21 protein-coding genes are annotated in these 24,686 nt (G+C 73.0%); 13 read left to right on the top strand and 8 right to left on the bottom strand.

Annotation, left to right across the window (positions count from 1 at the left end):
* The first annotated feature begins 4 nt into the window (after positions 1–4).
* From ACWXWW_RS11815 to ACWXWW_RS11785, 7 genes are read left to right on the top strand one after another with little or no spacing between them, the layout of a single operon-like run.
* Entirely contained in the window at positions 5–1,000 is a 996-nt protein-coding gene (locus ACWXWW_RS11815) for a carbohydrate ABC transporter permease (protein WP_271172803.1), read from the top strand.
* Positions 997–1,854 carry a carbohydrate ABC transporter permease gene (locus ACWXWW_RS11810; RefSeq protein WP_282978652.1) on the top strand — a complete coding sequence of 286 codons (858 nt, stop codon included), beginning with the start codon at positions 997–999 and terminating at the stop codon, positions 1,852–1,854. The genes ACWXWW_RS11815 and ACWXWW_RS11810 overlap by 4 nt, the downstream gene beginning before the upstream one ends.
* Entirely contained in the window at positions 1,851–4,319 is a 2,469-nt protein-coding gene (locus tag ACWXWW_RS11805; protein WP_455970036.1) for a glycosyl hydrolase 2 galactose-binding domain-containing protein, read from the top strand. Before ACWXWW_RS11810 ends, ACWXWW_RS11805 begins: the two co-directional genes overlap by 4 nt.
* A complete protein-coding gene (locus ACWXWW_RS11800; RefSeq protein ID WP_455970035.1) occupies positions 4,316–5,278 on the top strand; it encodes a glycoside hydrolase family 113 in 963 nt (320 codons plus the stop codon). The genes ACWXWW_RS11805 and ACWXWW_RS11800 overlap by 4 nt, the downstream gene beginning before the upstream one ends.
* A complete protein-coding gene (locus ACWXWW_RS11795) occupies positions 5,275–6,180 on the top strand; it encodes an N-acetylglucosamine kinase (protein WP_455970034.1) in 906 nt (301 codons plus the stop codon). The genes ACWXWW_RS11800 and ACWXWW_RS11795 overlap by 4 nt, the downstream gene beginning before the upstream one ends.
* Positions 6,181–6,214: 34 nt before the next feature.
* A complete protein-coding gene (locus tag ACWXWW_RS11790) occupies positions 6,215–7,261 on the top strand; it encodes a LacI family DNA-binding transcriptional regulator (protein ID WP_455970033.1) in 1,047 nt (348 codons plus the stop codon).
* Between the two features lie 10 nt (positions 7,262–7,271).
* A complete protein-coding gene (locus tag ACWXWW_RS11785; protein WP_455970032.1) occupies positions 7,272–8,609 on the top strand; it encodes a hypothetical protein in 1,338 nt (445 codons plus the stop codon).
* A gap of 64 nt (positions 8,610–8,673) precedes the next feature.
* On the opposite strand, the gene hpf is transcribed toward ACWXWW_RS11785, so the two are convergent.
* From hpf to mtrA, 5 genes are all read right to left on the bottom strand, one after another.
* Positions 8,674–9,339 (bottom strand): ribosome hibernation-promoting factor, HPF/YfiA family, encoded by a 666-nt coding sequence (gene hpf, locus ACWXWW_RS11780; protein ID WP_271172810.1) that lies wholly within the window; start codon positions 9,337–9,339, stop codon positions 8,674–8,676.
* Positions 9,340–9,449: 110 nt separating this feature from the next.
* The gene (locus ACWXWW_RS11775; RefSeq protein WP_455970031.1) at positions 9,450–10,121 is read right to left on the bottom strand and encodes a ComF family protein; all 672 of its coding nucleotides are present in this window, start codon (positions 10,119–10,121) and stop codon (positions 9,450–9,452) included.
* A 97-nt stretch (positions 10,122–10,218) separates the two neighbouring features.
* Positions 10,219–11,922, bottom strand: a complete 1,704-nt coding sequence (locus tag ACWXWW_RS11770; RefSeq protein WP_455970030.1) for an LpqB family beta-propeller domain-containing protein — start codon at positions 11,920–11,922, stop codon at positions 10,219–10,221.
* On the bottom strand, positions 11,919–13,580 hold the full coding sequence (gene mtrB, locus ACWXWW_RS11765) for an MtrAB system histidine kinase MtrB (protein ID WP_421074349.1): 1,662 nt from the start codon (positions 13,578–13,580) through the stop codon (positions 11,919–11,921). Before mtrB ends, ACWXWW_RS11770 begins: the two co-directional genes overlap by 4 nt.
* A gap of 5 nt (positions 13,581–13,585) precedes the next feature.
* Positions 13,586–14,266 (bottom strand): MtrAB system response regulator MtrA, encoded by a 681-nt coding sequence (gene mtrA / locus ACWXWW_RS11760; RefSeq protein WP_271172814.1) that lies wholly within the window; start codon positions 14,264–14,266, stop codon positions 13,586–13,588.
* Positions 14,267–14,445: 179 nt separating this feature from the next.
* Here mtrA and ACWXWW_RS11755 point away from each other — a divergent pair, with 179 nt between their 5' ends.
* Genes ACWXWW_RS11755 through ACWXWW_RS11735 form a run of 5 tightly spaced genes read left to right on the top strand, consistent with a single transcriptional unit; the run spans position 14,446 to position 19,996 of the window.
* Positions 14,446–15,861: a glycerophosphoryl diester phosphodiesterase membrane domain-containing protein gene (locus tag ACWXWW_RS11755; RefSeq protein WP_455970029.1), complete on the top strand. Its 1,416-nt coding sequence runs from the start codon at positions 14,446–14,448 to the stop codon at positions 15,859–15,861.
* A complete protein-coding gene (locus tag ACWXWW_RS11750; protein ID WP_455970028.1) occupies positions 15,858–16,535 on the top strand; it encodes a DUF4129 domain-containing protein in 678 nt (225 codons plus the stop codon). The genes ACWXWW_RS11755 and ACWXWW_RS11750 overlap by 4 nt, the downstream gene beginning before the upstream one ends.
* On the top strand, positions 16,532–17,710 hold the full coding sequence (locus ACWXWW_RS11745) for a DUF4350 domain-containing protein (RefSeq protein ID WP_455970027.1): 1,179 nt from the start codon (positions 16,532–16,534) through the stop codon (positions 17,708–17,710). The genes ACWXWW_RS11750 and ACWXWW_RS11745 overlap by 4 nt, the downstream gene beginning before the upstream one ends.
* A gap of 41 nt (positions 17,711–17,751) precedes the next feature.
* Positions 17,752–18,675: an AAA family ATPase gene (locus ACWXWW_RS11740; RefSeq protein WP_271172865.1), complete on the top strand. Its 924-nt coding sequence runs from the start codon at positions 17,752–17,754 to the stop codon at positions 18,673–18,675.
* A 16-nt stretch (positions 18,676–18,691) separates the two neighbouring features.
* Positions 18,692–19,996, top strand: coding sequence for a DUF58 domain-containing protein (locus ACWXWW_RS11735; RefSeq protein ID WP_455970026.1), 1,305 nt, complete (start codon positions 18,692–18,694; stop codon positions 19,994–19,996).
* A 213-nt stretch (positions 19,997–20,209) separates the two neighbouring features.
* Here ACWXWW_RS11735 and katG read toward each other — a convergent pair whose 3' ends face one another.
* Together katG and ACWXWW_RS11725 are read right to left on the bottom strand one after the other, a co-directional pair.
* Entirely contained in the window at positions 20,210–22,474 is a 2,265-nt protein-coding gene (katG, locus tag ACWXWW_RS11730; protein WP_455970025.1) for a catalase/peroxidase HPI, read from the bottom strand.
* 33 nt (positions 22,475–22,507) lie between these two features.
* Positions 22,508–22,969: a Fur family transcriptional regulator gene (locus tag ACWXWW_RS11725; protein ID WP_455970024.1), complete on the bottom strand. Its 462-nt coding sequence runs from the start codon at positions 22,967–22,969 to the stop codon at positions 22,508–22,510.
* Between the two features lie 127 nt (positions 22,970–23,096).
* Here ACWXWW_RS11725 and ACWXWW_RS11720 point away from each other — a divergent pair, with 127 nt between their 5' ends.
* A complete protein-coding gene (locus ACWXWW_RS11720) occupies positions 23,097–23,852 on the top strand; it encodes an aquaporin (protein WP_271172821.1) in 756 nt (251 codons plus the stop codon).
* 7 nt (positions 23,853–23,859) lie between these two features.
* Here the strand turns inward: ACWXWW_RS11720 and ACWXWW_RS11715 are convergent, their stop codons facing one another.
* A complete protein-coding gene (locus ACWXWW_RS11715; RefSeq protein ID WP_455970023.1) occupies positions 23,860–24,681 on the bottom strand; it encodes an RDD family protein in 822 nt (273 codons plus the stop codon).
* Positions 24,682–24,686: the final 5 nt, after the last annotated feature.

Here is a 24,686-nt window from a genome sequence, read left to right as displayed (position 1 = left end):
CACCATGACGACCTCGGCTCCCGCCGGCGCATCCGCCGCCACGCGCGCCGCCGTCATCGTGCCCTCGCCCGAGCGCCGGGGGCGCGGCTCGCGCCGCGACCCCGGCGCCCCCGGGCGCGGGGCGCCGACGAGCCGGACCGCTCTGCAGCGACTGACCCCCTGGTTCTTCCTCTCGGGAGCGGTGGGCCTGCTGCTCCTCTTCAGCTACTGGCCCGCCCTCAACCTGCTGTACTACAGCGTCACGGACTGGGACGGCCTCGACCTCGAGAAGAACTTCGTCGGGCTCGAGAACTACGTCGAGGTCTTCACGAACCCGCGCATCTTCAGCGTGTTCGGCGTGAGCCTCTACTACTTCGCCGCGTCCTTCGCGCAGATGGCGATCGCGCTCTACTTCGCCACCCTCCTGAGCTTCTCGACGAGGTTCTCGAACTTCTTCCGCGGCGTCCTGTTCTTCCCGTACCTCATCAACGGCGTCGCGATCGGCTTCGTCTTCCTGTACCTCTTCCAGCCGGGCGGCACGCTCGACACGGTGCTCTCCTGGTTCGGCGTGGCAGAGCCTCCGCAGTGGCTCGGCGACCCGGAGGTCGTGAACTACTCGCTCGCCGCGACGTCGGTGTGGCGGTACACCGGTCTCAACTTCGTCCTGTTCCTCGGCGCGATCCAGTCGATCCCCGGCGACCTGTACGAGGCCGCCGAGCTCGACGGGGCGAGCCGCTGGCAGCAGTTCTGGGCGATCATCTTCCCCGGCATCCGCCGCATCATCGGCCTCTCGTTCATCCTCGCCATCTCCGGCAGCCTGAGCGTCTTCGAGGTCCCGTTCGTCATGACCGGCGGCGCCAACGGATCGAGCACCTTCGTGATCGAGACCCTCTCGACCGCGTTCAGCTTCCGCAACGTCGGGCTCGCGTCCGCCATGGCGGTCGTGCTGCTCGCGATCGTCCTGCTGGTGACGTGGATCCAGCGCCTGGTGTTCCCTGACGAGAAGGTGGACCTGACATGACCGCGATCGCATCCGCGCGCACCCCGCTCATGCGGCTGCGCAGCATGAGCGCCACGACGGCCAAGTACGTCAGCCTGATCATCGGCGCGGTCCTCACGCTGCTCCCGCTGTCGGTCGTGCTCATCGCCGCGCTCAAGACCGAGCAGGAGTACCTGCAGACCGGCCCGTTCGACCCTCCGGCCAACTGGCTCAATCTCGAGAACTTCGCGACGGCGTTCGAGAGCGGCCGGATGCTCGAGGGATTCGTCAACACCCTCATCGTCCTCGGCGTGTCGCTCGTGGGCACCATCATCCTGGGCACGATGTGCGCGTACGCGCTCGATCGCTTCGCCTTCCGCGGGAAGAAGCTCATCTTCGGGCTCTTCCTCGTCGCGACGCTCATCCCCGGCGTGACGACGCAGGTGGCGACCTTCCAGCTCATCAACGGCATGGGCCTCTACGACACCAAGATCGCGCTGATCCTGCTCTTCATGGGCACCGACATCATCGCCATCTACCTGTTCATCCAGTTCATGTCGTCGATCCCCGTCTCCCTCGACGAGGCGGCCATGATCGACGGCGCGAGCCGGTGGACGATCTACTGGCGCGTCATCCTGCCGCTGCTGCGCCCCGCGATCGCGACCGTCGTCATCATCAAGGGCATCGCGGTCTACAACGAGTTCTACATGCCGTTCCTCTACCTGCCGTCCGAGGGGCTCATCTCGACGTCGCTGTTCCGCTTCAAGGGGCCGTTCGGCGCGCAGTGGGAGCTCATCGCCGCCGGCTCGATCCTCGTCATCATCCCCACCCTGGTCGCGTTCCTGTTCCTGCAGAAGTGGATCTACCGGGGCCTCACCTCAGGAGCCGTCAAGTGACCGACATCCTCGCCCTCGCCCCCGCCGTCATCCGCCGCGACCTGCACGAAGGCTGGAGCGCGCGCGCCGTGGCCGGCCCGGTCCCGGAGTCGGTCGCGGGCGCGACCATCCCCGCGACGGTGCCCGGGTGCATCCACACCGATCTGCTCGCGGCCGGCCTCATCGACGACCCGTACCTCGACGACAACGAGGCCGCCCAGCGGTGGATCGGGCTGACCGACTGGACGTACGAGACGACGTTCACGTGGTCGGCGGATGGCCATGAGCGGCACGATCTCGTCTTCGACGGTCTCGACACGGTCGCGACCGTGACCCTGAACGGGCGCGTCGTGCTCGAGTCCGCGAACCAGCACCGCACCTACCGCGTCGACGCGCGGGCCGCGCTCGTCGAGGGTGACAACGTGCTCGTCGTGGCGTTCTCCTCGCCGGTGAAGTACGCGGGCGCCCGCAGCATGGAGTACGGCGCCCGACCGCGCCCGTACCCGCTGCCGTACGAGGCCATCCGGAAATCCGCCGCGAGCTTCGGCTGGGACTGGGGCATCGCGACCGCGACGAGCGGCATCTGGCGGCCCGTGCGGCTCGAGTCCTGGTCCATCGCGCGCATCGCCGAGGTGCGCGTGGACGCCGCGCCGACCCCGGAGGGCGGCGTGCTGCGCGCAGATGTGCGCGTCGAGCGCGCGGACGCCGATCGCGCGCTGCGTCTCGCGGTCGAGATCGACGGCCGCACGGCCGAGGCGGAGCTCGCCACGGGGACGGACGCCGCGCACATCGAGGTCGCGGTCCCGGGCGCCGCGCTCTGGTGGCCTGCCGGCTATGGCGAGCAGCCGCTGTACGACGTGCGGCTCGCACTGTCGGCCGAGGACGAACCGCTCGACGAGGCGACCCGTCGGGTCGGCTTCCGCTCGGCGCGCTGGGACACGACCCCCGATGCCGACGGCACGCCGTTCGCGCTGCACGTCAACGACGTGCCGGTGTTCGTCAAGGGCGTGAACTGGATCCCCGACGACGCGCTCGTCACGCGCGTCGACGCCGCACGCTACGAGCGTCGGCTCCGTCAGGCGCAGGCCGCCGGCATCAATCTCATCCGCATCTGGGGCGGCGGCATCTACGAGTCGGACGACCTCTTCCGCCTCTGCGACGAGCTGGGGCTCCTCACCTGGCAGGACTTCCTGCTCGCGTGCGCGGCCTACCCCGAGGAGGAGCCGCTGCGTGGCGAGATCGAGGCCGAGGCGCGCGATCAGATCGTGCGGCTGTCCGCTCACCCCTCGCTCGTGCTCCTGTGCGGCAGCAACGAGAACCTCATGGGCTTCGCGGAGTGGGGATGGCAGACGGCCCTCGACGGTGCGACGTGGGGTGCGCACTACTACTTCGAGCTCTTCCCGTCGCTCGTCGCCGAGCTCGCGCCGCACATCCCCTACGCTCCGGGCAGCCCGTTCAGCCCGAACGGCGAGGGCCCGAGCGACGACGCCCACGGATCCGTGCACCTCTGGGAGCAGTGGAACCGCCAGGACTGGCTCACCTACCGCGACCACCGGCCGCGCTTCGTCGCCGAGTTCGGATGGCAGGGCCCGGCGACGTGGACCACGCTGCGCGACGCCGTGTCCGACGATCCGCTCACTCCGGAGTCGCCGGGGATGATCGTCCACCAGAAGGCGATGGAGGGGAACACGAAGCTCACGAACGGGCTCCTCCCCCACTTCCGCATGCCGCGCGACATGGAGGGCTGGCACTGGGCGATGCAGCTCAACCAGGCGCTGGCCGTCCGGACGGCTCTCGAGCACTTCCGGTCCTGGGCCCCGCTCACGATGGGCGCGATCGTCTGGCAGCTCAACGACTGCTGGCCGGTCACGAGCTGGGCGGCGATCGACGGCGCCGAGCGGCTGAAGCCGCTGTGGCACGCCCTCAAGCAGGCCTTCGCGCCGCGGATCGTCACCATCCAGCCGCGAGGCGACGAGCTCGCTGTCGTCCTCTCGAACGACACGGGAGAGACGTGGGAGGGCACGCTCACGACGGCCCGGCGCGGCTTCGACGGGACGGCCATCGCGGAGGACGCGCAGCCCTTCTCGATCCCGCCGCGCGGAACGACGACGCTCCCCCTTCGCCCGGAGCTCGCGACGCCGGATGACGCGGCGGCCGAGCTCGTCGTCGCGACGGCGGGCGACGTGCGGGGCCTGTGGTTCTTCGCCGAGCCGCGCGACTCGCGCCTCGCTCCGGCCGTCCTCGACTTCGAGGTGCGCCCCGTGGACGGCGGCACCGAGATCGAGATCACCGCGCGGAACCTCGTGCGCGACCTGTCCCTGCTCGTCGACAAGGCGCATCCCGACGCCGTCACGGAGGATGGGCTGTTCACCCTGCTGCCCGGCGAGACGGCCGTCTTCCGCGTGCGGCATCCGGAGCCGATCGATCTGCCCGCCCTCCTCTCGGAGCGGGTCATCCGCACGGCCAACGAGCTGGTCGCGCGATGACCCTCGACGACGGATACGTCTGCGGCATGACGTGGGGGTGGACCGGCGTGCGCGGCACGTGGGCCACCCCCGCCGCGGCCGACTCGATGCGGCGGATGGCCGACCACTCCGTGACCTGGACGGCGCTCGCCTACGGCGCGCTGCAGGACACGGCGATCAGCACCGACATCCGCTTCCAGGACGAGCCCACCGTGACCGACGACGAGATCGTCTGGGCCATCCGCGAGGCGAAGGCGCTCGGGCTCAGGGTCTGCCTCAAGCCCGTCGTGAACGTCGCCGACGGAACCTGGCGCGCGCACATCGGCTTCTTCGACTGGGACGTGCCGGGCGAGCCGAGCTGGACGCAGTGGTTCGCGTCGTACCGCGCATTCATCCTGCACGCCGCGCGCATCGCGGAGCGCGAGGGCTGCGAGATGCTCTGCATCGGCTGCGAGATGGTGCGCGCCGACGCGCGCGAGGCCGAGTGGCGGGCGCTCATCGCGGATGTCCGCGCGGAGTACCGCGGTCTCGTCACCTACAACTGCGACAAGTACCAGGAGGACCGCGTCACCTGGTGGGACGCGGTCGACGTCATCAGCTCCAGCGGCTACTACCCCGAGGATGCGTGGGAGGCGCAGCTCGATCGGATCGAGCCCGTCGTCGCCGCCCACGGCAAGCCGTTCCTGTTCCTGGAGGCCGGATGCCCGTCGCGCGAGGGGTCGGCCGCGCTCCCGAACGACTGGAGCCTCGCGGGCGCGCCCTCGGGCGAGGAGCAGCTGCGCTACTACCGGACGATGTTCGCCGCGTGCGATGCGCGCGACTGGGTGCGCGGCTTCATGCTGTGGGACTGGCCCGCCCAGCTGTACGCCCCCGACGAGGCGGCGCGCAACGACGACTACTGCCCCTACGCCAAGCCCGCGGGCGGATGGCTGCGCGACGCGTACGCGGAGCGCGGCCGCGCGCCGGGAGGAGAGAGATGACCGTCCTGTCGATCGACGCCGGCCAGACCGGCGTGCGCGCCCGCGTGGCCGGAGGCGTCGTGCGAGAGTCCCCCGGGCTCCGCACGCACGAGCCCTTGCCCGTGCAGCTCGCCGCGGCCGCGCGGCGAGCGATCGACGAGGGCGAGACCGAGGTCGACGCCGTCGTCGTCGGGGCCTCGGGCCTCGTCGACGGCGGCGCCGATGCGGCCGCTCTGCACGCGCTCCTCGCCGATGCCGGCGTGCGCGAGGTGCGGCTCGCCCACGACTCCATCACGTCGTACCTCGGGGCCCTCGGCGATGTGCACGGAGCGGTCGTCGCCGCGGGGACCGGCGTCGTCACGCTCGCCGTTGGCCCCGAGAGCTCGTGCCGCGTCGACGGCTGGGGGCACATCATGGGCGACGCGGGCAGCGGCTACTGGATCGGCAGGGAGGCGCTCGACGCGGTCATGCGCGCGCATGACGGCCGCGGACCGGCGACCCTGCTGAGCGACGACGTGCGCACCGTGTGGCGCGACCTCGAGACGGCCTACATCCTGCTCCAGTCCGACCCGTCCCGCGTGAGCAGGGTCGCATCGTTCGCGCGCGCGGTCGCGCGCCGTGCGGCCGACCGCGATCCGGTCGCGCTCGACATCTCGCGGCGCGCCGGCGAGCAGCTCGCGCTCAGTGTCGTCGCCGGCCTCCGCCGAGCGGGGCTCGAGGGCGCGGACGCTCCCGTGGCCCCGATCGGCGGCGTCTTCGGCTCGGCTCCGATCGCCGATGCCTTCTCGGCCGCGCTCGGCGGGCGCGCTCCCCGTGCGCGCATCGTGACCGCGCGCGGCTCGGGCCTCGACGGCGCGAGCCTGCTCTCGGGCGTGGGCCCCGGCCATCCGCTCGCCGCCTCGGTCGCGGTCGTGCGACGCTGAGCCGGCCCGCGCAGGCGTGGCATAGGGTTCTCGTGTGGCGGGGACACGACGGCGCACGGGGCGGGTGACGATCAGCGACATCGCGGCGCGCGCCGGGGTGTCGATCGGGGCCGTGTCGTTCGCCCTCAACGGCCGCAAGGGCGTCTCGGAGGAGACCCGTGCGCGCGTGCTGCGGGTCGCCGACGAGATGGGATGGGCCCCCGCCAGCAGCGCCCGGTCGCTCGCGGAGGCGCGCACCGAGACGTTCGGGCTCGTGCTCGCACGCGATCCCCGCAACCTCGGCGTCGAGGCGTTCTATATGAAGTTCTTCGCGGGCCTCGAGAGCGAGCTCGCGGAGCGCTCGTACAGCCTCCTGCTGCAGGTCGTCCCCACCCCCGAGGCCGCGTACGCGACCCTCTCGAAGTGGCACAGCAGCGGCCGCGTCGACGGCATCATCCTCACCGACCTCGAGCTCGACGACCCCCGCATCGGCCTCTCGAAGGCGCGCAATGCGCTGCCCACCGTCGTCGTCGGAGACCCGGCCGTCTCGGGCGGGCTCACGACCGTGTGGACCGACGACGCGACCTCGATGCGGTCGGCGGTCGGCCACCTGCGCGAGCACGGCCACACGCGGATCGCCCGCGTGTCGGGCCTCGCCGCGCTCGCCCACACGAGCATCCGCGATGACGCGTTCGTCGCCGAGATGACGCGCGCGGGGCTCGAGCCGACGCTCGTCCACACCGACTACTCCCCCGAGGACGGCGCACGGGCGACGCGCGCGCTGCTCACCTCGCCGCACCGCCCCACCGCCCTCATCTTCGACAACGACGTCATGGCGGTGGCCGGGCTCACCGTCGCGATGGAGCTCGGCGTGCGGGTGCCCGACGAGCTGTCGATCATCGCGTGGGACGACTCGGTCCTGTGCGAGCACACGTTCCCGCAGCTCACGGCGCTCAGCCACGACGTCGTCGCCTTCGGCGCGCACGTCGCCCGACGCCTGTTCGACCTCATCGACGGCGCCGCCCCGGCCGCGCACCTCGACTCCACCGCGCTCCTGCGCCCACGCGGATCGACCGCCCGTGCGCCGCGGGAAGCGCCGTAGGATCGAGAGCATGGCAGGTTTGTGGGGTCGACGCCGACGGGAAGAGCGCGAGCAGCAGGAGTCGGCCGACGCCGACCTCGCACGGCGCGCCCGCACCGCGCTGGTGACAGCGGACGAGCGGATCCGGGCGACCGGAGACGAGCTGGTCTTCGCCGTCGCCGAGCTCGGCGAAGGACCGACCGAGGATCTGCGCACCGGCCTGGCCGCCGTCAAGGAGCACATGGCCGAGGCCTTCCACCTGCACCAGCTCAACCACGACGAGATCCCCGACACCCCGGAGGAGCTGCGCACGCGCAACGCGCGCATCATCCAGCTCTGCGACTGGGCCGAGGACGTCCTCGACGAGCGCACGGCGGCCCTGCAGGCGCGCATCGCGCTCGTCCGGCAGGCCCCGCAGATCCTGCAGCAGGTCCGCGCCGACGTCGAGCGCCTCCGCGACCGGCTCCCGCAGGCGCGCACGACCGTCGAGCGCCTCGCGCGTCACTACAGCCCCGAGGCGCTGCAGCGCGTGCGGGTGAACGCCGACGAGGCGGAGCAGCTGCTGGACTTCGCCCTGCACTCGGCCGACGTGTCGGAGCGCCGTCGCGAGGCGCGGCGCGGTGAGGAGGCGAACCTCGCCCTCGAGACCGCCACCGAGGCCGTCCGCCGTGCCACGAGCATCCTCGACGGCGTCGACGACTTCGAGATCGAGGCGATGCGCGCGCAGTCGACCCTGGCCGACGTCGTCGCCGACTCCCGCGGCGACATCGTCGCGGCCCGGCAGGCTCCGCAGACGCCCGAGGTGACCAGGGCGGTCGCCGACCTCGAGGCGGCGCTCGCCGCCCTGCCGGGCCCCGGCACGCCCTCCGACCCGTTCTCCAACCTCGCCTCGCTGTCCGACGCGAACGCCGCGCTCGACGCCGCCGTCGCGAAGGCGCGCGAGCGCGCGGCGCGCCCCGTGCCGTCCATCGCGCACGTGCGCCACGACATCGACGCCGCCGACCGCGCGATCGCCGTCGCGGGAAGCCTCATCAACGGCCACCGCGGCTGGATCGGCGCAGACGCCCGCACGCGCTACGCCGAGGCGCAGCGCGTGCGGATCGACATCGATCCCCTCGTCGCCGACGAGGACACGCGCGAGCAGGCCCAGCAGCTCGCCCGCCGGGCGGCGCAGCTGGCGCACGAGGCGCTCCAGCTCGCGCAGCGCGACATCGACTCGTCGCGCCCCGATGACGACGACTGGGGCTCGTGGGGCGGCGGCCGACGCGGGCCGCGCGGCGGGGGCTTCGGCGGCGGAGGCGGCGGCCTGCTCGGGCCGGTGCTCGGCGGCGTGCTGCTCGGCGGCCTCATCGGCGACGTCTTCGACTGATCCCGCGCAGACAGGCGGATGGCCCGGATCCTGGGATCCGGGCCATCCGCCTGTCACGAGGCCGTCACGACGCGAGCACGTCCTCCACGGGAGGGGCCTGCGTCGTCAGCGCGATGACACCGTAGTCCCAGCCGCGGCGCCGGTAGACGACGCTCGGGTGGTCGGTGCGCGCGTTGATGAAGAGGAAGAAGTCGTGGCCGACGAGCTCCATGCGGTCGACGGCCTCCTCGACGGTCATCCACTCGGGCTCGAAGGTCTTGCTCCGGATCACGACGGGCGTGTAGGCCTCGTCCTCCTCGGTCTGCTCGACGACCGGCACGGTGCCGGTCGCGACGGCCTGGAGCGTCTCGACGGTCGCCGGCTGCACATCGAGCCCCTCGAGCGCCCCCTTCTCCTTCGCGAAGCGCGCGGCGCGCGGGTGCAGACGCCCGCTGACCTTCTTGTCCTTCGCACGGCGGATCTGCTCGCTGAGCTTCTCGATCGCCATGTCGAGCGCCGTGAACTTGTCGGCGTCATGCGCCTCCGCCCGGATGACCGGGCCGTTCCAGAAGATCGTGAGCTCGACCGACTCCTCCTCGAGACGGCCCCCGCGATGCGCGTGGTGCGTGACCTTCACTTCGAGACGCTGGGCACGCGGGGCGAGCGACGCTATCCGCTCGCTCTTCTCCTCGACCACGGTGCGGAATCGCTCTGAGACGCTGACCCCCACGCCGACGATGTTCGTGTCCATCTCTGCCTCCCTATCCGGTCCGACCGGTGTGAGCGGCGGACCTGCGGTCGCCTTGGTGTCCCCCACCGTATCCCCGGCGCGGGCGGGTGTCACGAACTATCTCGAAACGATCACGCGTGTCGTGTTCGCGGCGGGAGAACGCGCGGCGTCGCCGCGAGCGTGGCCGCGCCGAGCACGAGAGCACCGGCCTCGGCGAGCGCGCGACGCGCCTCGCGGAGCGTCGCCCCGGTGGTCACGACGTCGTCGACGATGACGACCGCGCGCCCCTCGACATGGCGGCGCAGGGCGAGCGCTGCCGCGACGTTGCGCCCGCGCTCGGCCACGTCGAGCGCTCGCTGGTCGTCGATGCGGCGCGCCCAGCGCAGCGCGCGCAGCGGGGCGACCCCCGCGTGGTGCAGCAGCAGCTCGACCGGGCGGTAGCCGCGCCGTCGCGACGAGGCGGCCGACGGCGGGATGGGCACGGCGTCGACGAGGCGCCCGCTCGCGACGGCGCAGCTCACGAGCGCCGCCCGCAGCGCCGGCGCGAGGACGCGGGCGAGGTCGGTGCGCCCGCGCTGCTTGAATGCGCGCAGGGACGACGCCGCGGCACCCTGATAGGCCAGCCCGCTGATCACCTCGAAGTCGTCGTCGAGGGTGCGGCGCACGAGACACGGCCCGAGCGCCGCGCGGCAGCGGTCGCACACGGCGGCGCCGGGTGCCCCGCATCCCGCGCAGTCGACGGGCAGGAGCAGGGCGCCGGCCTCACGCAGGGCGACGCGCAGGCCATCGGTCATCGTCGTCATGAGGACACCCTGCGCATGCCGCGGCCTCCGCAGGGACGCCGCCGTCGGCAGACGGCGCGGCACGCCGGCGCCGCGCGCCTGTGCACGCGGCGTCGGCTCAGCCGGGCAGGCCGAGCTGCGTCGCGAGCACCTCGACGCCCTTCGCCGACTCGGTGGGATTGCGGCCGCGCATGAGAAGCAGGCTCCCCTCCGAGGTCAGCAGGCGCACGGGCCATTCCTGATCCCCCGTTCCCACTGCGACGACGTTGAGCGGCGCGGTCGCGGTCGTCCCCGGCGCCCCGATGGGCTGCTGGATGAGCTGCGCGCTGTCGGTGCCGCCGGCAGCGATGCCGACCGTGCTGTCGTCGATCCAGGCGAGGTCGATGCCCGGCATGCGCAGCTGCGCGATCCGCGTCGGCGCGCCCACCGAGAGCGGCGCGCCGTCGAAGTCGCGCTCGATCGCCGACACGATCACCCACTGCTCGTCGCCGATCGCGACGATGGCCGCGATCCGCGCGCCGTCGCGCGAGACGTCGATCGCCGTCACGCGGGAGACGTCGGTCCATCCGCGCGTCATCGGGGTCGGCTCGAGGTCGGCGCTCCAGGCCGTGAGCGAGCGCGGATCGCCCGGCCGCACCGTCCAGATCCATCCGTGCGGGTCGAGCGCGGGTGCGATCGCCTTGCCGCCCGCGTCGATCTCCGACGGATGGTCGTCGGCCGTGACGCGCATGACGCGCCCGTCCGCGAGGCCCACGGCCGCGATCTGCTGGTCGGCCGACATCGCCACGGACGCGATGTCCTCGGGGAAGTCCGAGAGGACCTCCGACATCCCGTCGACGGCGACGACCTCGCCGCCGGACAGGTAGCCGAACCCGTCGTCCGTGAGCACGAGCGCGCGCGAGTCGATCCGCGTCGACGCGACCGGCGCCGCCGGCACGTCGACCTCCTGGCCCTCGACCGTGAGCGCGACCTCGCGCACGTCGGTCGACGCCAGGCTCTGCTCGAGCTGCGCGCGCATGCGGCTGAGCGTCTCGTCGTCCGCTCCCGCGGCGTCGGTGAGCTCGACGTGGGCGACGCGATCGGCGTCGACCTCGATCGTCCCGCTCGCGAGCTGGACGTCGTCGGCGAAGGCGGTCTCGACCCCGGGGGCCAGCCAGTCGCTCGGCGCGCCCTCCACGAGCTTCTGCACGATGCGCGTGGGCGCGTGCTGGAGCGTGAGGAACCACCGCCGGTCGGGCACGATGTGCCGCCACGTCGCATCGAAGTAGGCGAGGTCGTGCGCGGCGTACAGCTCGCGGAAGAAGAGGCGGTCAAGCACGATGCCGTCGGGGGCCGACACGATCCGCCACTCCCCCTCGGCGTCGCGCGCGAGCTCGAACGACAGCGAGGTCGTGCCGTCGGCGATGAGGCGGTATCGCCCGTCGGAGTCGACCACGGCCTCTCCGTGCACCTCGGCCGAGACGCTCGCGGCGTCCTCCGATGCCGAGACCTCGCTCACCTCGCGGTCGTCTGTCGTGTCGATCGTGACGCTCGCGACCGGGTTCCAGGTGTCGGCGAGATCGTCGGAGAGGTACTCGCGCGCGGTCGCCCAGCTCTGCTCGGGCGAGATCGACGCGCGCAGGAAGCCGTCGACGATCTCCTGCGGCGAATCGCCGGGGCGCGGCGACTCGGCATCGTAGCTGCCGCCCGTGACGTCCTCGACGACGTCGCCGGGGGCGTTGCCGACCGAGACCGGGCCGCTCATCGGCAGGCCCGAGCACGCGGCGAGCGCGAGAGCGGGAACGAGGACGAGCGCGGCGAGCACGCGGCGGAGGCGGGTCATGCGGGGTCCTCCTCGTCATCGGTGCGGATGGGCTGGGTCAGCCCGAGCTCGTCGGTCACGCTCTCGGTGGGCTCGACGGGGATCGGCGAGCGCTCGACCGGCTGCCCCGGCACACGCGGGACGGTGAGCACGAAATGCGACCCGCGCCCCGGCTCCGACCACAGCTCGAGGGCGCCGCCGTGGAGCTTCGCGTCGCCGAGCGCGATCGCGAGGCCGAGGCCCGTGCCCCCGAGCGTGCGCTTGCGCGACGGATCCGCGCGCCAGAACCGGTCGAAGACGCGCGCCGCCTGCTCGGGCGACATGCCGAGGCCGTAGTCGCGCACGCCGATCGCGACCGCCCTCGCGTCGCTGTCGATCGTGATGACGATCGGCCGTCCCTCGCCGTGCTCGATGGCGTTGCCGATGAGGTTGCGGAGCACGCGGCGGACGCGCCGCGGGTCGACGTCGACCGGCGAGTACCCGCCGGGCGCCACGATGCGCAGCTCGCTGCCGTGCTGCGCCGCCACCTGCCGCATGGAGGCGGCCACGTCCTCGGCGAGCTGCGCGAGGTTCGTCGACTCCAGCTCGAGCTGCACCGAGCCGGCGTCGTAGCGGCTGATCTCGAGCAGATCCGTGAGCAGCTGCTCGAAGCGCGCCACCTGATCGTGCAGCAGCTCGGCCGCGCGCGCCGTCGCCTCGTCGAACTCGGCGCGACGGTCGTTGATCATCTCGGACGCGAGCCGGATGGTCGTGAGCGGCGTGCGCAGCTCGTGCGAGACATCCGACACGAACCGCTGCTGCACCTGCGAGAGCTCGGCGAGCTCGGTGATCTGCGCCTCGATGCTGTCGGCCATGGCGTTGAACGAGCGGCCGAGAGCCGCGAGCTCGTCCTTGCCGCGGACGGGGAGCCGCACGTCGAAGTAGCCGGCGGCGAAGCGCGCGCTCGTCTGGCTCGCCTCGATGAGCGGCTGGGCGACCGTGCGCAGCACGAACCACGAGATCGCCGCGACGAGCACGACGAGCACCATGCCCGTGACCCACAGGGTGCCCTGCACGAAGCGGAGCGTGCGGTCCGCCTCCTGCAGGCTGTACGCGAGGTAGACCTCGTACGCGCCCGCGTTCTGCACCTGGAGCTGCTGGCCGACGACGATGCCGGGCACCGGCTCCTCGTCGTCGTCGAGCTGCAGGGCGACGGACTGCCACCACTGGTTCTCGTCGGAGGCGCGCACGCGCTCGCGGAGCCCCTCGCTGAGGATGGCCTCCTCGCCGTCGGCGAGGAGGAAGGCGAAGTCGGGCGGCGCGATCGCCGACGGCGCGTCGTCGATGCGGAAGTAGGCGAAGTACGGCGTGCCGCCCTGGCTCGTGAACGCGGTGCGGGCGTCGAAGAGCACCTGCTGGAGGGCCGCGCCGTCCGCGGCGACCTCGGCCGTGTCGATGACGTCCTGCGCGGCGAGCACCGCGCGCTGCGCCTGATCGAGCACCTCGTCCCTGCTCGTGGAGAAGAGGTTGTTGTGGATGGCCAGGGCCGTCCACACGCACGTCACGGCGATCGCGAGCGCGGTCGCCGCCACCGTCATGAAGGTCGTGCGGAAGCGGAGCGAGCTCGTCCACTGCGCCCGGATGGCCGGCACCCAGGTCGACGGGCGCCGGAGCGTGATGCGCGCGGGCCCCTGCGACATGCGCGCTAGATCGCCGCGCCGGCGCGATAGCCGACGCCGCGCACCGTCATGACGATCTTCGGGTTGTCCGGATCGATCTCGATCTTCGCGCGCAGGCGCTGCACGTGGACGTTCACCAGGCGCGTGTCGGCCTTGTAGTGGTATCCCCAGACCTGCTCGAGGAGGGCCTCGCGCGAGAAGACCTGCTGCGGCTTCGAGGCGAGGGCGACGAGCAGCTCGAACTCGAGGGGCGTGAGCGAGATCGGGGTCTGCCCCCGACGCACCTCGTGCGCCGCGACGTCGATCGTGAGGTCGCCCGCGCGCAGGACGTCGCCCGACGACTCGGGGGCCGGTCGCAGGCGCGTGCGGATGCGCGCCACGAGCTCCTTCGGATTGAAGGGCTTGACGATGTAGTCGTCGGCGCCCGCCTCCAGGCCCGCGACGACATCGGCGGTGTCGGAGCGGGCGGTCAGCATGATGATCGGGACGCCCGACTCCCCCCGGATCTCGGAGCAGATCTCGATGCCGTCCTTGCCGGGGAGCATGAGATCGAGCAGCACGAGGTCGGGGCGCTCCTGCCGCCAGCTGTCGACGGCGAGCGCTCCGTCCGCGCAGAAGGCCGTGTCGAAGCCCTCCGTGCGCAGGACGATGCCGATCATCTCGGCGAGGGCCGTGTCGTCGTCGACGACGAGGATGCGGGCGCTCATGAGGCTGGTCCTTTGCTCCGGTTGCGCGCCGACGCGCGTCGTTCGCGCGGGCGAGGCGTCCTCGACAGCCTAGACGAACGGTCGCGCCGAGCGGCGGCGACACGGGGCCCTGCGCGTGTGACACGATGAGAGCGGGGGCGGCAGCCGTCCGCTCGCAGGCAGGTCGAGGGAGGATCGACGTGACCGCAGAACCGTCGTGGACGCCGGCGCCGCGGGGCGGGCTCATCCCGCTCCAGCCGCTCGGGTTCGGCACGATCCTCGGCAGGTCCTTCTCCGCCCTGCGCGGCAACCCCCGCGTGCTCCTGGGGTTCGCGATGGTCGTGCAGCTGGCCGCGTCGATCGTCGGGGTCGTCGTGATCGGCTGGGTCACGTACGCGGCGATGTCGCGCCTCGACACCGTGAACGAGTTCTCCGACGACTTCGGGCTCATCGCGGCCGGCTCGACGCTCATCGCCGTTCTCACCACGATCGGCGTCGCGCTCGTGATGAGCGTCCTCGGCATCATCGTCCAGGCGGTCGTCGTGGGCGAGGTCGCCCACGCGGCGCTCGGCGAGCGCGCGACGCTCGGCGCGATCTGGCGCCGGGTGCGCCCGGTCGTGTGGCGTCTCATCGGGTACTACGCCCTCGTCACGATCGCCGTCTCCGTCGCCGTCGGCGTCCTCATCGCGGTCGGGTTCGCGCTCGGCTCGGTCGAGATCTGGATGGCCGTGGTCTACGGGGTGCTCGCCGCGCTGGCGGCCATCGTGCTGTACGCGTGGCTCGGCACGAAGCTCTTCGTCGTGCCGAGCGCGATCATCCTCGAACACGCGACGGTGATCGGCGGCATCCGCCGCTCGTGGCAGCTCACGCGCGGCCGGTTCTGGCCCACGTTCGGCATCATCGTGCTCATCGGCCTGATCATGAACACCGCCTCGTACGTCGTGGGCATGCCGTTCACCTTCCTCGGCTCCGCGATGTCGAGCATCTTCGCCCCGACGGGCTCTCCCGACGCGGCCGCCGGGATCGGCTTCGTGCTCGCGATCGCCGCGAGCCAGATCGTGACGCTCGTCATCTCGTCGGTGACGGTGGTCGTGCAGGCGACGTCGTCGGCGCTCGTCTACATCGACGCGCGCATGCGCCGCGAGGGCATCGACCTGCGGATGCAGTCCTACGTCGAGCGCCGAGACAGCGGCCGCACCGACCTCGACGACCCCTACGCCTTCGACCCCGACGCGGTCGCGCCGGTGCGGGCGCCCTGGCCCGCATACGCGGGCCCCGCGTACGGCTCTCCCGCCGCGCCCTACGGCGCGCAGCCGCCGTACGGGCAGCCGGCTCCGCAGTACGGGCAGCCGGCTCCGCAGTACGGGCAGTACGCACCCCAGTACGGACAGCCGGCACCGCAGTACGGGCAGCCGACACCCCAGTACGGTCAGCCGGCACCGCAGTACGGCCAGTACGCGCCGACCTCCGGACAGCCGGCGCCGTCGGAGCGCACTCCCGACGCGTCCGGCGCCCCGGCATCGGCCGAGCGCCCGACCGCCCCGCCGTACGCGCGTCCCGTCGACACCGGCTCGGCGCCCGACGCGGGGCGGACGGACGCCGCGGACGGCTCGTGACGGGCGCGCAGCTCGCGACCGGCGCGCTCCGGCTCGTCCTCGCGACCCTGCCGGACGGCGACGAGGCCCGCGACTGGGCCGAGGACGAGCTCGGCGACCCGGTCTACGACGCCGCCCAGCCGACTCTCCTCGACCGCATCGCCGGGGCGATCGCCGACTTCTTCGCGCGGCTCTTCGACACCGAGCTCGGCGCCGAATGGAACCCGCTCCTCGCGATCGTCGTCACCGGCGTCATCGCGATCGTCGTCGTGTGCGCCTTCCTCATCTGGGGTCGCCCCCGCTCCGCGCATCGCGCGCCGTCGCGCTCGGCGCTGCTGTTCGGCGAGGACGAGCACCGCACGGCGGCGGAGCTCCGCGCCTCAGCGGCTCGCCGAGCCGAAGCGGGCGACTGGACCGGCGCCGTCGTCGACCGGTTCCGCGCGCTCGCACGGTCGCTCGAGGAACGCGACCTCCTCGATGCTCCCCCCGGCACGACGGCCCAGCGCTTCGCCGTGCTCGCGAAGGCGCCGTTCCCCGCTCACGCGGACGCGCTGTCGCGGGCCGCCGCAGCGTTCGACGACGTGCGCTACCTGCGCCGCGAGGGCACCGCCGAGATGTACGCCGCCGTCGCGCAGCTCGACGACGCGATCTCGGCCGCGCGCCCCGCGCGTCTGCGCGAGGGGGTTCTCGGATGACCGAGCTCCGGGAGAGCGCGCCGGAAGCCGCACCCGCGCGCCGCGGCCGGCGCGCCCTCGGCTGGATCGCCCTCGTCGCCGGGTTCGTCGTGTTCGGCCTCGTGCTCGTGCTCGTCGCGGGTCGCGAATGGTCGCAGCGGCCGGCGCTCGACGCGGAGTCCGCGGGCCCGGACGGCGCGCTCGCCGTCACCCGGCTGCTCGAGGAGCGCCTGGGCGTCGACGTCGTCATCGTGTCGAGCCTCGACGAGGCGCTCGACGCGGTCGACGACGGAACAGGGCTCGCACTCGGCTCGACGGCCCCGCTCGCCGATGACGACGTCGAGCGGCTCGTGGCGCAGGCGGGCGACACCGTGCTCCTCGCGCCGACCTCGCGCGATCTCCGCATCCTGTTCGCCTCCTCCGGCTTCCAGGCCTTCGGCGACGGCACGCCCGCCGCGCCGTCCTGCGGGCTCGAGGTCGCCGTGAACGCAGGCGATGTCGTGCCCGGAGAGGCGTACGACCGCGGCGGCGCCGACGTCGCCTGCTACCCGGTCGCCGACAGCGGGTTCGCCCTCCTGCAGCAGGAGGGCGACGGCCGTACGGTGTCCGCGGTCGACGGCGCGTCCCTGCTCGTCAACGAGCACCTCGACCGCGAGGGGAACGCGGCGCTCGCGCTCGGGCTCCTCGCGGCGCGCGACGAGCTCGTCTGGTACCTGCCCCGCATCGCCGACGCCGCGAGCACGGCCCCCGCGACGCTCGGCGAGCTCACGCCGACGTGGGTCACCCCCGCGATCGTCGCCGCCGCACTCGCCGCTCTCGCGGCCGGCATCTGGCGGGGCCGGCGCTTCGGCCCGCTCGTCGCGGAGGATCTGCCGGTCACGGTGCGCGCGAATGAGACCCTCGAGGGGCGCGCGCGGCTCTACGCGCGCGCATCCGACGCCGCGCACGCCGCCCGGCTGCTGCGCGCGGGGGCATCCGCCCGGATGGCCGTGCGGCTCGGCCTGCCTCGCACCGCGCCGCCCGCCCAGGTCGCCGACGCCGCGGCCATCCGCCTGCGCGCACGCGCCGACGCCGTGCGCGGCATCCTGCTCGCCGAGCCCCACGACGACGCATCGCTCGTGGCCTTCGGCGAGCGCCTCCACGACCTCGAGACGGCCGTCGACGCGGCCGTCCGCACCGAAAGGACACCATCGTGACCGAGACCCCGAACGGCGATCCCGCGGCGCTCCGCGAGGCGATGGGGCGCGTGCGCCAGGAGATCGGCAAGGCCGTCGTCGGCCAGGACGGCGCCGTGAGCGGCCTGCTCATCGCGCTGCTCGCCCGCGGCCACGTGCTGCTCGAGGGCGTGCCCGGCGTCGCGAAGACGCTCCTCGTGCGCACCTTCAGCCGGGCGCTGGGCCTCGACACCAAGCGCGTCCAGTTCACGCCCGACCTCATGCCGGGCGACGTGTCCGGCTCGCTCATCTACGACGCCCGCTCGGGCGAGTTCGAGTTCCGCGAGGGCCCGGTGTTCACGCACATCCTCCTCGCCGACGAGATCAACCGCACACCTCCGAAGACCCAGGCCGCCCTGCTCGAGGCGATGGAGGAGCGGCAGGTCTCGACCGACGGCGTCACGCGCCCGCTGCCTGCTCCGTTCCTCGTGGCGGCGACCCAGAACCCGATCGAGCACGAGGGCACGTACACGCTGCCGGAAGCGCAGCTCGACCGCTTTCTCATGAAGCTCGTCGTCGAGGTGCCCGCACGCGATGCCGAGGTCGCCGTGCTCCGCCGCCACGCCGACGGGTTCTCGCCGCGCGCGCTCGACGGGGTCGAGGCGGTCGTGACGGCGTCCGACATCGCGTCCGCGCAGCGGGCGGTCGAGGCGGTGACGGTCACCGACGACGTGCTCGCCTACATCGTCGACCTCGCGCGCGCGACCCGGCAGAGCCCCTCCGTGCAGCTGGGCGCGAGCCCGCGAGCGGCGACCGCTCTGCTGGCGGCGGCCAAGGCATGGGCCTGGCTCGGCGGCTACCCCGCGATCACGCCCGATCACGTGCAGGCGATGATCGTGCCCGTGTGGCGACACCGCATCCGCCTCCGAGCCGACGCCGAGATCGAGGGCGTCTCGGTCGAGGCCGTGCTGACCTCCGTGCTGCAGCAGACGCCGGTCCCGCTCTGAGCGCGCGGAGGTCGCCATGTACCTGACCGGCCGCTTCGCCGTGCTCGTGGGCTGCGGGATCGTGCCCGTCGTCCTGCTGGGCGGCTCGGCGCCATGGGCCGTGCTCGCGATGTGGCTCGTCGTGTGCGCGGCGGTGCTCGTCGCCGACGTCGCCGCCGCGGCCGACCCGCGCGCCCTCCGCGTGCTGCGCGAGGCCCCGGCCCGCGTCCGGCTGGGCGAGCCGGCATCTGCCCTCGTCCGCCTCGTGAACACGGGCCAGCGCCGCCTGCGCGGGCGCGCGAGGGACGCGTGGCAGCCGACCGCGGGGGCTCCCGCCGAGCGCCTGGCGATCGACGTGCCGCCCGGCGAGTCCCGGGCCTACCGCGTCCCGCTCCTCCCCCGGCGGCGCGGCGAGCTGCGCTCCGCGTTCGTCGCCGTGCGCAGCGCGGGCCCGCTGGGCATGGCGGGGCGCCAGGCCGTGATCGCGGCCCCGGGGGCCATCCGCGTCCTGCCGCCCTTCCACAGCCGCCGCCACCTCGCGAGCCGCGTCGCGCGGCTGCGCGAGCTCGACGGCAACACGAGCATCCAGGTCCGCGGTCAGGGCACCGAGTTCGACTCGCTCCGCGAGTACGTGCGCGGGGACGACGTGCGCTCGATCGACTGGCGGGCCACTGCCCGCGCGTCCACGACCATGCTCCGCACGTGGCGACCCGAGCGCGACCGCCACGTCGTCATCGTGATCGACACGGGCCGGACGTCCGCTGCGCGCGTCGGAGACAGCACGCGTCTCGAGGCGGCGTTCGAGGCCGCGCTCCTCCTGTCGGCGCTCGCGCAGCGCGCGGGCGACCACGTGCATCTCGTCGCGTTCGACAGGGTCGTGCGCGCGCGCGTCACGGGCGTCGAGGGGCCCGCGCTCCTGCCCGCACTCGTCGACGCCCTCGCTCCCGTGGACGCCCAGCTCATCGACACCGACTGGGATGCCGCGCTCGCGCAGGCGCGCCGGCTCGCCCCGCACCCGTCGCTGCTCGTGCTGCTCACGGCCCAGGAGTCCGTCGACGCCTCGCGCGCGTTCCTCGGCGTCCTCCCGTCGGCGGCGCGTCGCGGCACGGTCGTGCTCGTCGGCGCCGCCACCGACACGACCCTCGAGAGCGCGGCGCGCGAGCGGGGGTCGACCGACGCCGTGTACCGCGCAGCCGCCGCCGAGGCCGGGCTCTCGGCCGCGCGGCGCGTGGCGCGGGCGATCGAGCGGGCCGGCGCCGACGCCATCTCGGCGTCGCCGGACGACCTCCCGCCGCTCGTCGCCGACCGGTACCTCGCGCTCAAGCGGGCCGGGCGCCTGTAGGGACACCCGCGACCGGGAGCCGGCCTCCCTCGCGGCGCCGCCGCCCGGGCCCTTGCCCCGGGCCCCTTGCCCCGGGCCCCATCCCCCGGCCCTTGCCGCGAACGGTCGCCACCGCCATCCCACACCGACCCTTCGCGGCAAGAACCCCGCTCCGGACCCCGGACACGGCGGAGCGGCCCGCCCCCGACGGGGACGGGCCGCTCCGCGGCGGGCTCAGGCCAGGTCGAAGCGGTCGAGCTCCGTGACCTTCGTCCACGCCTTCACGAAGTCGCGCACGAACTTCTCGTGCGCGTCGTCGCTCGCGTAGACCTCGGCGAGCGCGCGCAGCTCCGAGTTCGAGCCGAACACGAGGTCGACGCGCGTGCCGCGGCCGAAGACCTCGCCCGTGACGTCGTCCGTGGCCTCGAACGCGTGCTTGCCCGGGTCGAGCGGACGCCACGTCTTGCCGAGGTCGAGCAGGTTCACGAAGAAGTCGTTCGTGAGCGTGCCGGGGCGGTCGGTGAACACGCCGTACGGCGAGCCGTCCCAGTTGGCGCCGAGCACGCGCAGCCCGCCGACGAGGACCGTCATCTCGGGCGCGCTCAGCGTGAGGAGGTTCGCCTTGTCGATGAGGAGGTACTCCGCGGGGAGCGTCGCGTCGGGCCCGGTGTAGTTGCGGAAGCCGTCGGCGATGGGCTCGAGGTAGCCGAACGAGGCGACGTCGGTCTGCTCCTGCGTGGCGTCGGTGCGACCCGGGTGGAAGGGGACCCGCACCTCGACGCCGGCGTCCTCCGCGGCCTTCTCGACACCCGCGTTGCCCGCGAGCACGATGAGGTCGGCGAGCGACACCCGCTTGTCGCCCGTCTGCGCGGCGTTGAACGAGGCCTGGATGCCCTCGAGCACCCCGATCACCTTCGCGAGCTGCTCGGGGTTGTTGACGTCCCAGTCCTTCTGCGGGGCGAGGCGGATGCGCGCGCCGTTGACGCCGCCGCGCTTGTCGCCGCCGCGGAAGGTCGAAGCGGCGGCCCAGGTCGTCGAGACGAGCTCGGCCACCGTGAGGCCCGACGCGAGGATCTGCTCCTTGAGCACGACGGCGTCCGCCGCGTCGATGAGCTCGTGGTCCACCGCGGGGAGCGGGTCCTGCCAGATGAGGTCCTCGGCGGGCACCTCGGGGCCGAGGTAGCGGGCCTTCGGGCCCATGTCGCGGTGCGTGAGCTTGAACCACGCACGGGCGAACGCGTCGCTGAAGGCGTCCTGGTCGTCGCGGAAGCGCAGCGAGATCTCGCGGAACGACGGGTCCTCGCGCAGGGCGAGGTCGGTCGTCAGCATGCGCGGCTCGCGCTTGCCGTCCGAGTGCGCGAGCGGAACCATGTCGCTGCCGCCGCCGTTCTTCGGTCGCCACTGCTTGGCGCCGGCGGGGCTCTCCATGAGCTCCCACTCGTAGCCGAAGAGGATGTGGAAGAACTCGTTGTCCCAGCGGGTCGGGTGGTAGGTCCACGTGACCTCGAGACCCGACGTGATCGTGTCGTCGCCCTTGCCCGAGCCGTGCGAGCTCTTCCAGCCGAGGCCCTGCTCCTCGAGGCCCGCGGCCTCGGGGTTGTCGCCCACGTGCGTGTCGGGTGCGGCGCCGTGCGTCTTGCCGAACGTGTGACCGCCCGCGATGAGGGCGACGGTCTCGTCGTCCTCCATGCCCATGCGGCGGAAGGTGGTGCGGATGTCGTCGGCCGCGGCGAGCGGGTCCGGCACGCCCTCGGGGCCCTCGGGGTTCACGTAGATGAGGCCCATGTGCGTCGCCGCGAGCGGCTTCTCGAGCTCGCGGTCGCCCGAGAAGCGCTTGTCGCTTCCGAGCCAGATCTTCTCGGCGCCCCAGTACACGTCGTCGTCCGGCTCCCAGACGTCGGCGCGGCCGCCGGCGAAGCCGAACGTCTTCAGGCCCATCGTCTCGAGCGCGACGTTGCCCGCGAGGATCATCAGGTCGGCCCACGAGAGGCTCTTGCCGTACTTCTTCTTCACGGGCCAGAGGATGCGGCGCGCCTTGTCGAGGTTCGCGTTGTCAGGCCAGCTGTTCAGCGGAGCGAAGCGCTGCTGTCCGGCTCCCGCACCGCCGCGGCCGTCCGTCGCCCGGTAGGTGCCGGCGCTGTGCCAAGCCATGCGCACGATGAGCGGGCCGTAGTGGCCGAAGTCGGCGGGCCACCACGGCTGCGAGGTCGTGAGCGTCTCCGCGATGTCGGCCTTCACCGCGGCGAGGTCGAGGGACTGGAAGGCCGCCGCGTAGTCGAAGTCCTCATCCGCGAACGGGTCGGAGACCGCGGGGTTCTTCGCGAGCAGCTTGAGGTTCAGGCGCTCGGGCCACCATTCCCGGTTCGGGTCGCCCTGGGTGGGGTGGACGAGGTCGGCGCGCGGCTCGCTCGCCGGCAGGTCGGCCGCGGGCAGGCGGGTCGTGTCGTCGGCGGAGCCGTCGTGGATGACGGGGCAGCCCGTGATCGTGTCGCTGCTCATGGATGTCCTTTCGTTCGCGGAAGGAGGGGTCGGTCAGGAGTCGCCGGACGAGGCGTCGCAGTCGGGGCACACGCCCCAGAACGTCACCTCGGCGACCTGGATGCGGAAGCCGGTCTCGTGAGCGGGGTGCAGGCACGGGGCCGCGCCCTGCACGCAGTCGATGTCGTCGACGCGCCCGCACGACGTGCACACGACGTGGTGGTGGTTGTCGCCGACGCGCAGCTCGAAGAGGCCCGGCTGACCGCTCGGCTCGATGCGCCGCGCGAGTCCGGCCTCGACGAAGTCGCCGAGGACGTTGTACACGGCCTGCAGGCTCGTGCCCGGCACGGTGTCGCGCACGCGGTCGAAAACCTCGTCGGCGCGCGCATGCGGCATCGTCGCGAGGGCCGTGTAGACGGCTCGTCGCGGAGTCGTCACGCGCAGCCCGACGGCGCGGATGGCGACCTCCGCGTCGGGGGCGGGCGGGGTGAGGGTCACGTCGTCCATGCTAGCCATCGTTTTGAACTCTTCAAAACAAGGGCCGCTCCCGGCGTGTCCCCCGCCGTGCACGCGCCCTGCCCCGATCCTCGGCACCGTGTGCCACGATGCAAGCGAGAGCAGACCATCCGCCCGAGAGGATGTCATGTCCGAGAGCACCTCCCCCGCCCCGACGACGCCCGCTGCGCGCCTCATGGCCGAGGCCGTCGGGACCTTCCTCCTCGTGTTCGGCGGCGTCGGCACGGCCCTGTTCGCGGCGCATCTCGCCGACGCGGGCGACGCGTTCGCACCGGGCATCGTGTACCTCGCCACCGCGGCGGCCTTCGGCCTCTCCGCCGCGGTGGGCGCAGCCGCGTTCGCGGGCGTCTCGGGTGCGCACTTCAATCCCGCGGTCACCCTGGGCCTCGCCGTGGCAGGACGGTTCCCGTGGGCGGAGGTGTGGAAGTACGCCCTCGTCCAGGTGATCGGCGGTGCGGTCGCGACGACCCTCCTCGTGCTGATCGGCCTGTTCGGGCCCGCCGGATGGCTCGAGGCCGCGCAGAACGGAGGGTTCGCGAGCAACGGCTGGGGCGAGCGGTCGCCGGGCGGGTTCGACCTCCCGGCCGCGATCATCGCCGAGGTCGTGCTGACGGCGGTGCTCGTCCTCGTCGTCCTCGGAGCGACCCATCCCGAGCGCGGCACGGCGCTCGCTCCGGGCGCGATCGGCCTCGCGCTCGCGCTCATCCACCTCGTCGGCATCGTCGTCGACGGCGCGTCCGTCAACCCTGCCCGCTCGATCGCGACCGCCGTCTACGGCGGCGGCGCGGCGCTCGCGCAGCTGTGGCCGTTCCTCGTCTTCCCGCTCGTGGGCGCCGTGCTCGCCGGCTTCGCCTGCCGCCTGATCTTCCTCGATCGCCGCTGAGCCGACGTCAGCGGGCGAGCCGCGCGACGCGCTCGTCCTGCAGAGCCAGGGCGCGCAGCTCCCGATCGCGCCGCGCGGCGACGACCGCGCGCAGCAGGATCTCGGGCGGCACGGGCGGAAGCGGGCTGACGAACGGGGCGATCTCGCGTGCGAGGTCATGTGCGACGCGCTCGCGCGCGGCGGGGAACATCCGGCCAGCGCCCGCGACGAACTGCGAGACGCGGCGCCCGAGCCGTTCCGGCATCCGCCCGACGTCGGCGATCGCGGCCCACGACTCCATGCCCGCCGGGAGGGAGAAGTCGGCCGGCGGCAGCCGCGGCGTGCGGGTGCGCTCGGCATAGGTGCCGGCCACGAGATCTCCGAGACGCTGCGAGCGCGGCGTGAACATCCCGACGAGGAGCGCCGTCCCCCCGGCGGTCATGTACGTCTCGAAGACGCCGACCAGGGCGCGGATGAGCGCGTGCCGGAACCCGATCGCCCCGCCGTCCGAGCGGACGACGCGACCGCCGACGACGAGCTTGCCGAGGCTGCGCCCCTTCGTGAGCGTCTCGACCGTCGTCGGCAGGAGGACGAGCACGATCACGAGCATGACGACGAGCGCGATGCGCATCGTGGCATCGTCGAGGACGCCGAGGTCGAGCAGGCGCCAGACGGCGAGCGCGAAGAGCACGTAGAGCCCGATCGACACGACCACGTCGATGAGGGCGCCGGTGGCGCGCAGCACGAGCCCGACCGGCTGGATGTCGAGCGCGACGGCCTCTCCCGTGAGCACCTCGTCGTCACGGACCGCCTGCACCGTGGCGCGCGCCGGAGCGGATGGCGTCGACATGCGTA

It is taken from the genome of Microbacterium sp. KNMS (assembly GCF_053851835.1).
Note: the sequence above shows the minus strand (reverse complement) of the source record. Positions and strands in the feature narration are given on the sequence as shown.

What these genes read in the sequence shown, in the direction of transcription:
- mtrA (WP_271172814.1), bottom strand. Translation starts at nt 14,266, where the DNA reads ATGAGCGCCCGCATCCTCGTCGTCGACGACGACACGGCCCTCGCCGAG.
- ACWXWW_RS11770 (WP_455970030.1), bottom strand. Translation starts at nt 11,922, where the DNA reads ATGACCCGCCTCCGCCGCGTGCTCGCCGCGCTCGTCCTCGTTCCCGCT.
- ACWXWW_RS11735 (WP_455970026.1), top strand. Translation starts at nt 18,692, where the DNA reads ATGTACCTGACCGGCCGCTTCGCCGTGCTCGTGGGCTGCGGGATCGTG.
- ACWXWW_RS11740 (WP_271172865.1), top strand. Translation starts at nt 17,752, where the DNA reads ATGGGGCGCGTGCGCCAGGAGATCGGCAAGGCCGTCGTCGGCCAGGAC.
- katG (WP_455970025.1), bottom strand. Translation starts at nt 22,474, where the DNA reads ATGAGCAGCGACACGATCACGGGCTGCCCCGTCATCCACGACGGCTCC.
- ACWXWW_RS11785 (WP_455970032.1), top strand. Translation starts at nt 7,272, where the DNA reads ATGGCAGGTTTGTGGGGTCGACGCCGACGGGAAGAGCGCGAGCAGCAG.
- ACWXWW_RS11720 (WP_271172821.1), top strand. Translation starts at nt 23,097, where the DNA reads ATGTCCGAGAGCACCTCCCCCGCCCCGACGACGCCCGCTGCGCGCCTC.
- ACWXWW_RS11810 (WP_282978652.1), top strand. Translation starts at nt 997, where the DNA reads ATGACCGCGATCGCATCCGCGCGCACCCCGCTCATGCGGCTGCGCAGC.
- ACWXWW_RS11775 (WP_455970031.1), bottom strand. Translation starts at nt 10,121, where the DNA reads ATGACGACGATGACCGATGGCCTGCGCGTCGCCCTGCGTGAGGCCGGC.
- ACWXWW_RS11800 (WP_455970035.1), top strand. Translation starts at nt 4,316, where the DNA reads ATGACCCTCGACGACGGATACGTCTGCGGCATGACGTGGGGGTGGACC.
- ACWXWW_RS11725 (WP_455970024.1), bottom strand. Translation starts at nt 22,969, where the DNA reads ATGGCTAGCATGGACGACGTGACCCTCACCCCGCCCGCCCCCGACGCG.
- ACWXWW_RS11715 (WP_455970023.1), bottom strand. Translation starts at nt 24,681, where the DNA reads ATGTCGACGCCATCCGCTCCGGCGCGCGCCACGGTGCAGGCGGTCCGT.
- hpf (WP_271172810.1), bottom strand. Translation starts at nt 9,339, where the DNA reads ATGGACACGAACATCGTCGGCGTGGGGGTCAGCGTCTCAGAGCGATTC.
- mtrB (WP_421074349.1), bottom strand. Translation starts at nt 13,580, where the DNA reads ATGTCGCAGGGGCCCGCGCGCATCACGCTCCGGCGCCCGTCGACCTGG.
- ACWXWW_RS11745 (WP_455970027.1), top strand. Translation starts at nt 16,532, where the DNA reads ATGACCGAGCTCCGGGAGAGCGCGCCGGAAGCCGCACCCGCGCGCCGC.
- ACWXWW_RS11795 (WP_455970034.1), top strand. Translation starts at nt 5,275, where the DNA reads ATGACCGTCCTGTCGATCGACGCCGGCCAGACCGGCGTGCGCGCCCGC.
- ACWXWW_RS11815 (WP_271172803.1), top strand. Translation starts at nt 5, where the DNA reads ATGACGACCTCGGCTCCCGCCGGCGCATCCGCCGCCACGCGCGCCGCC.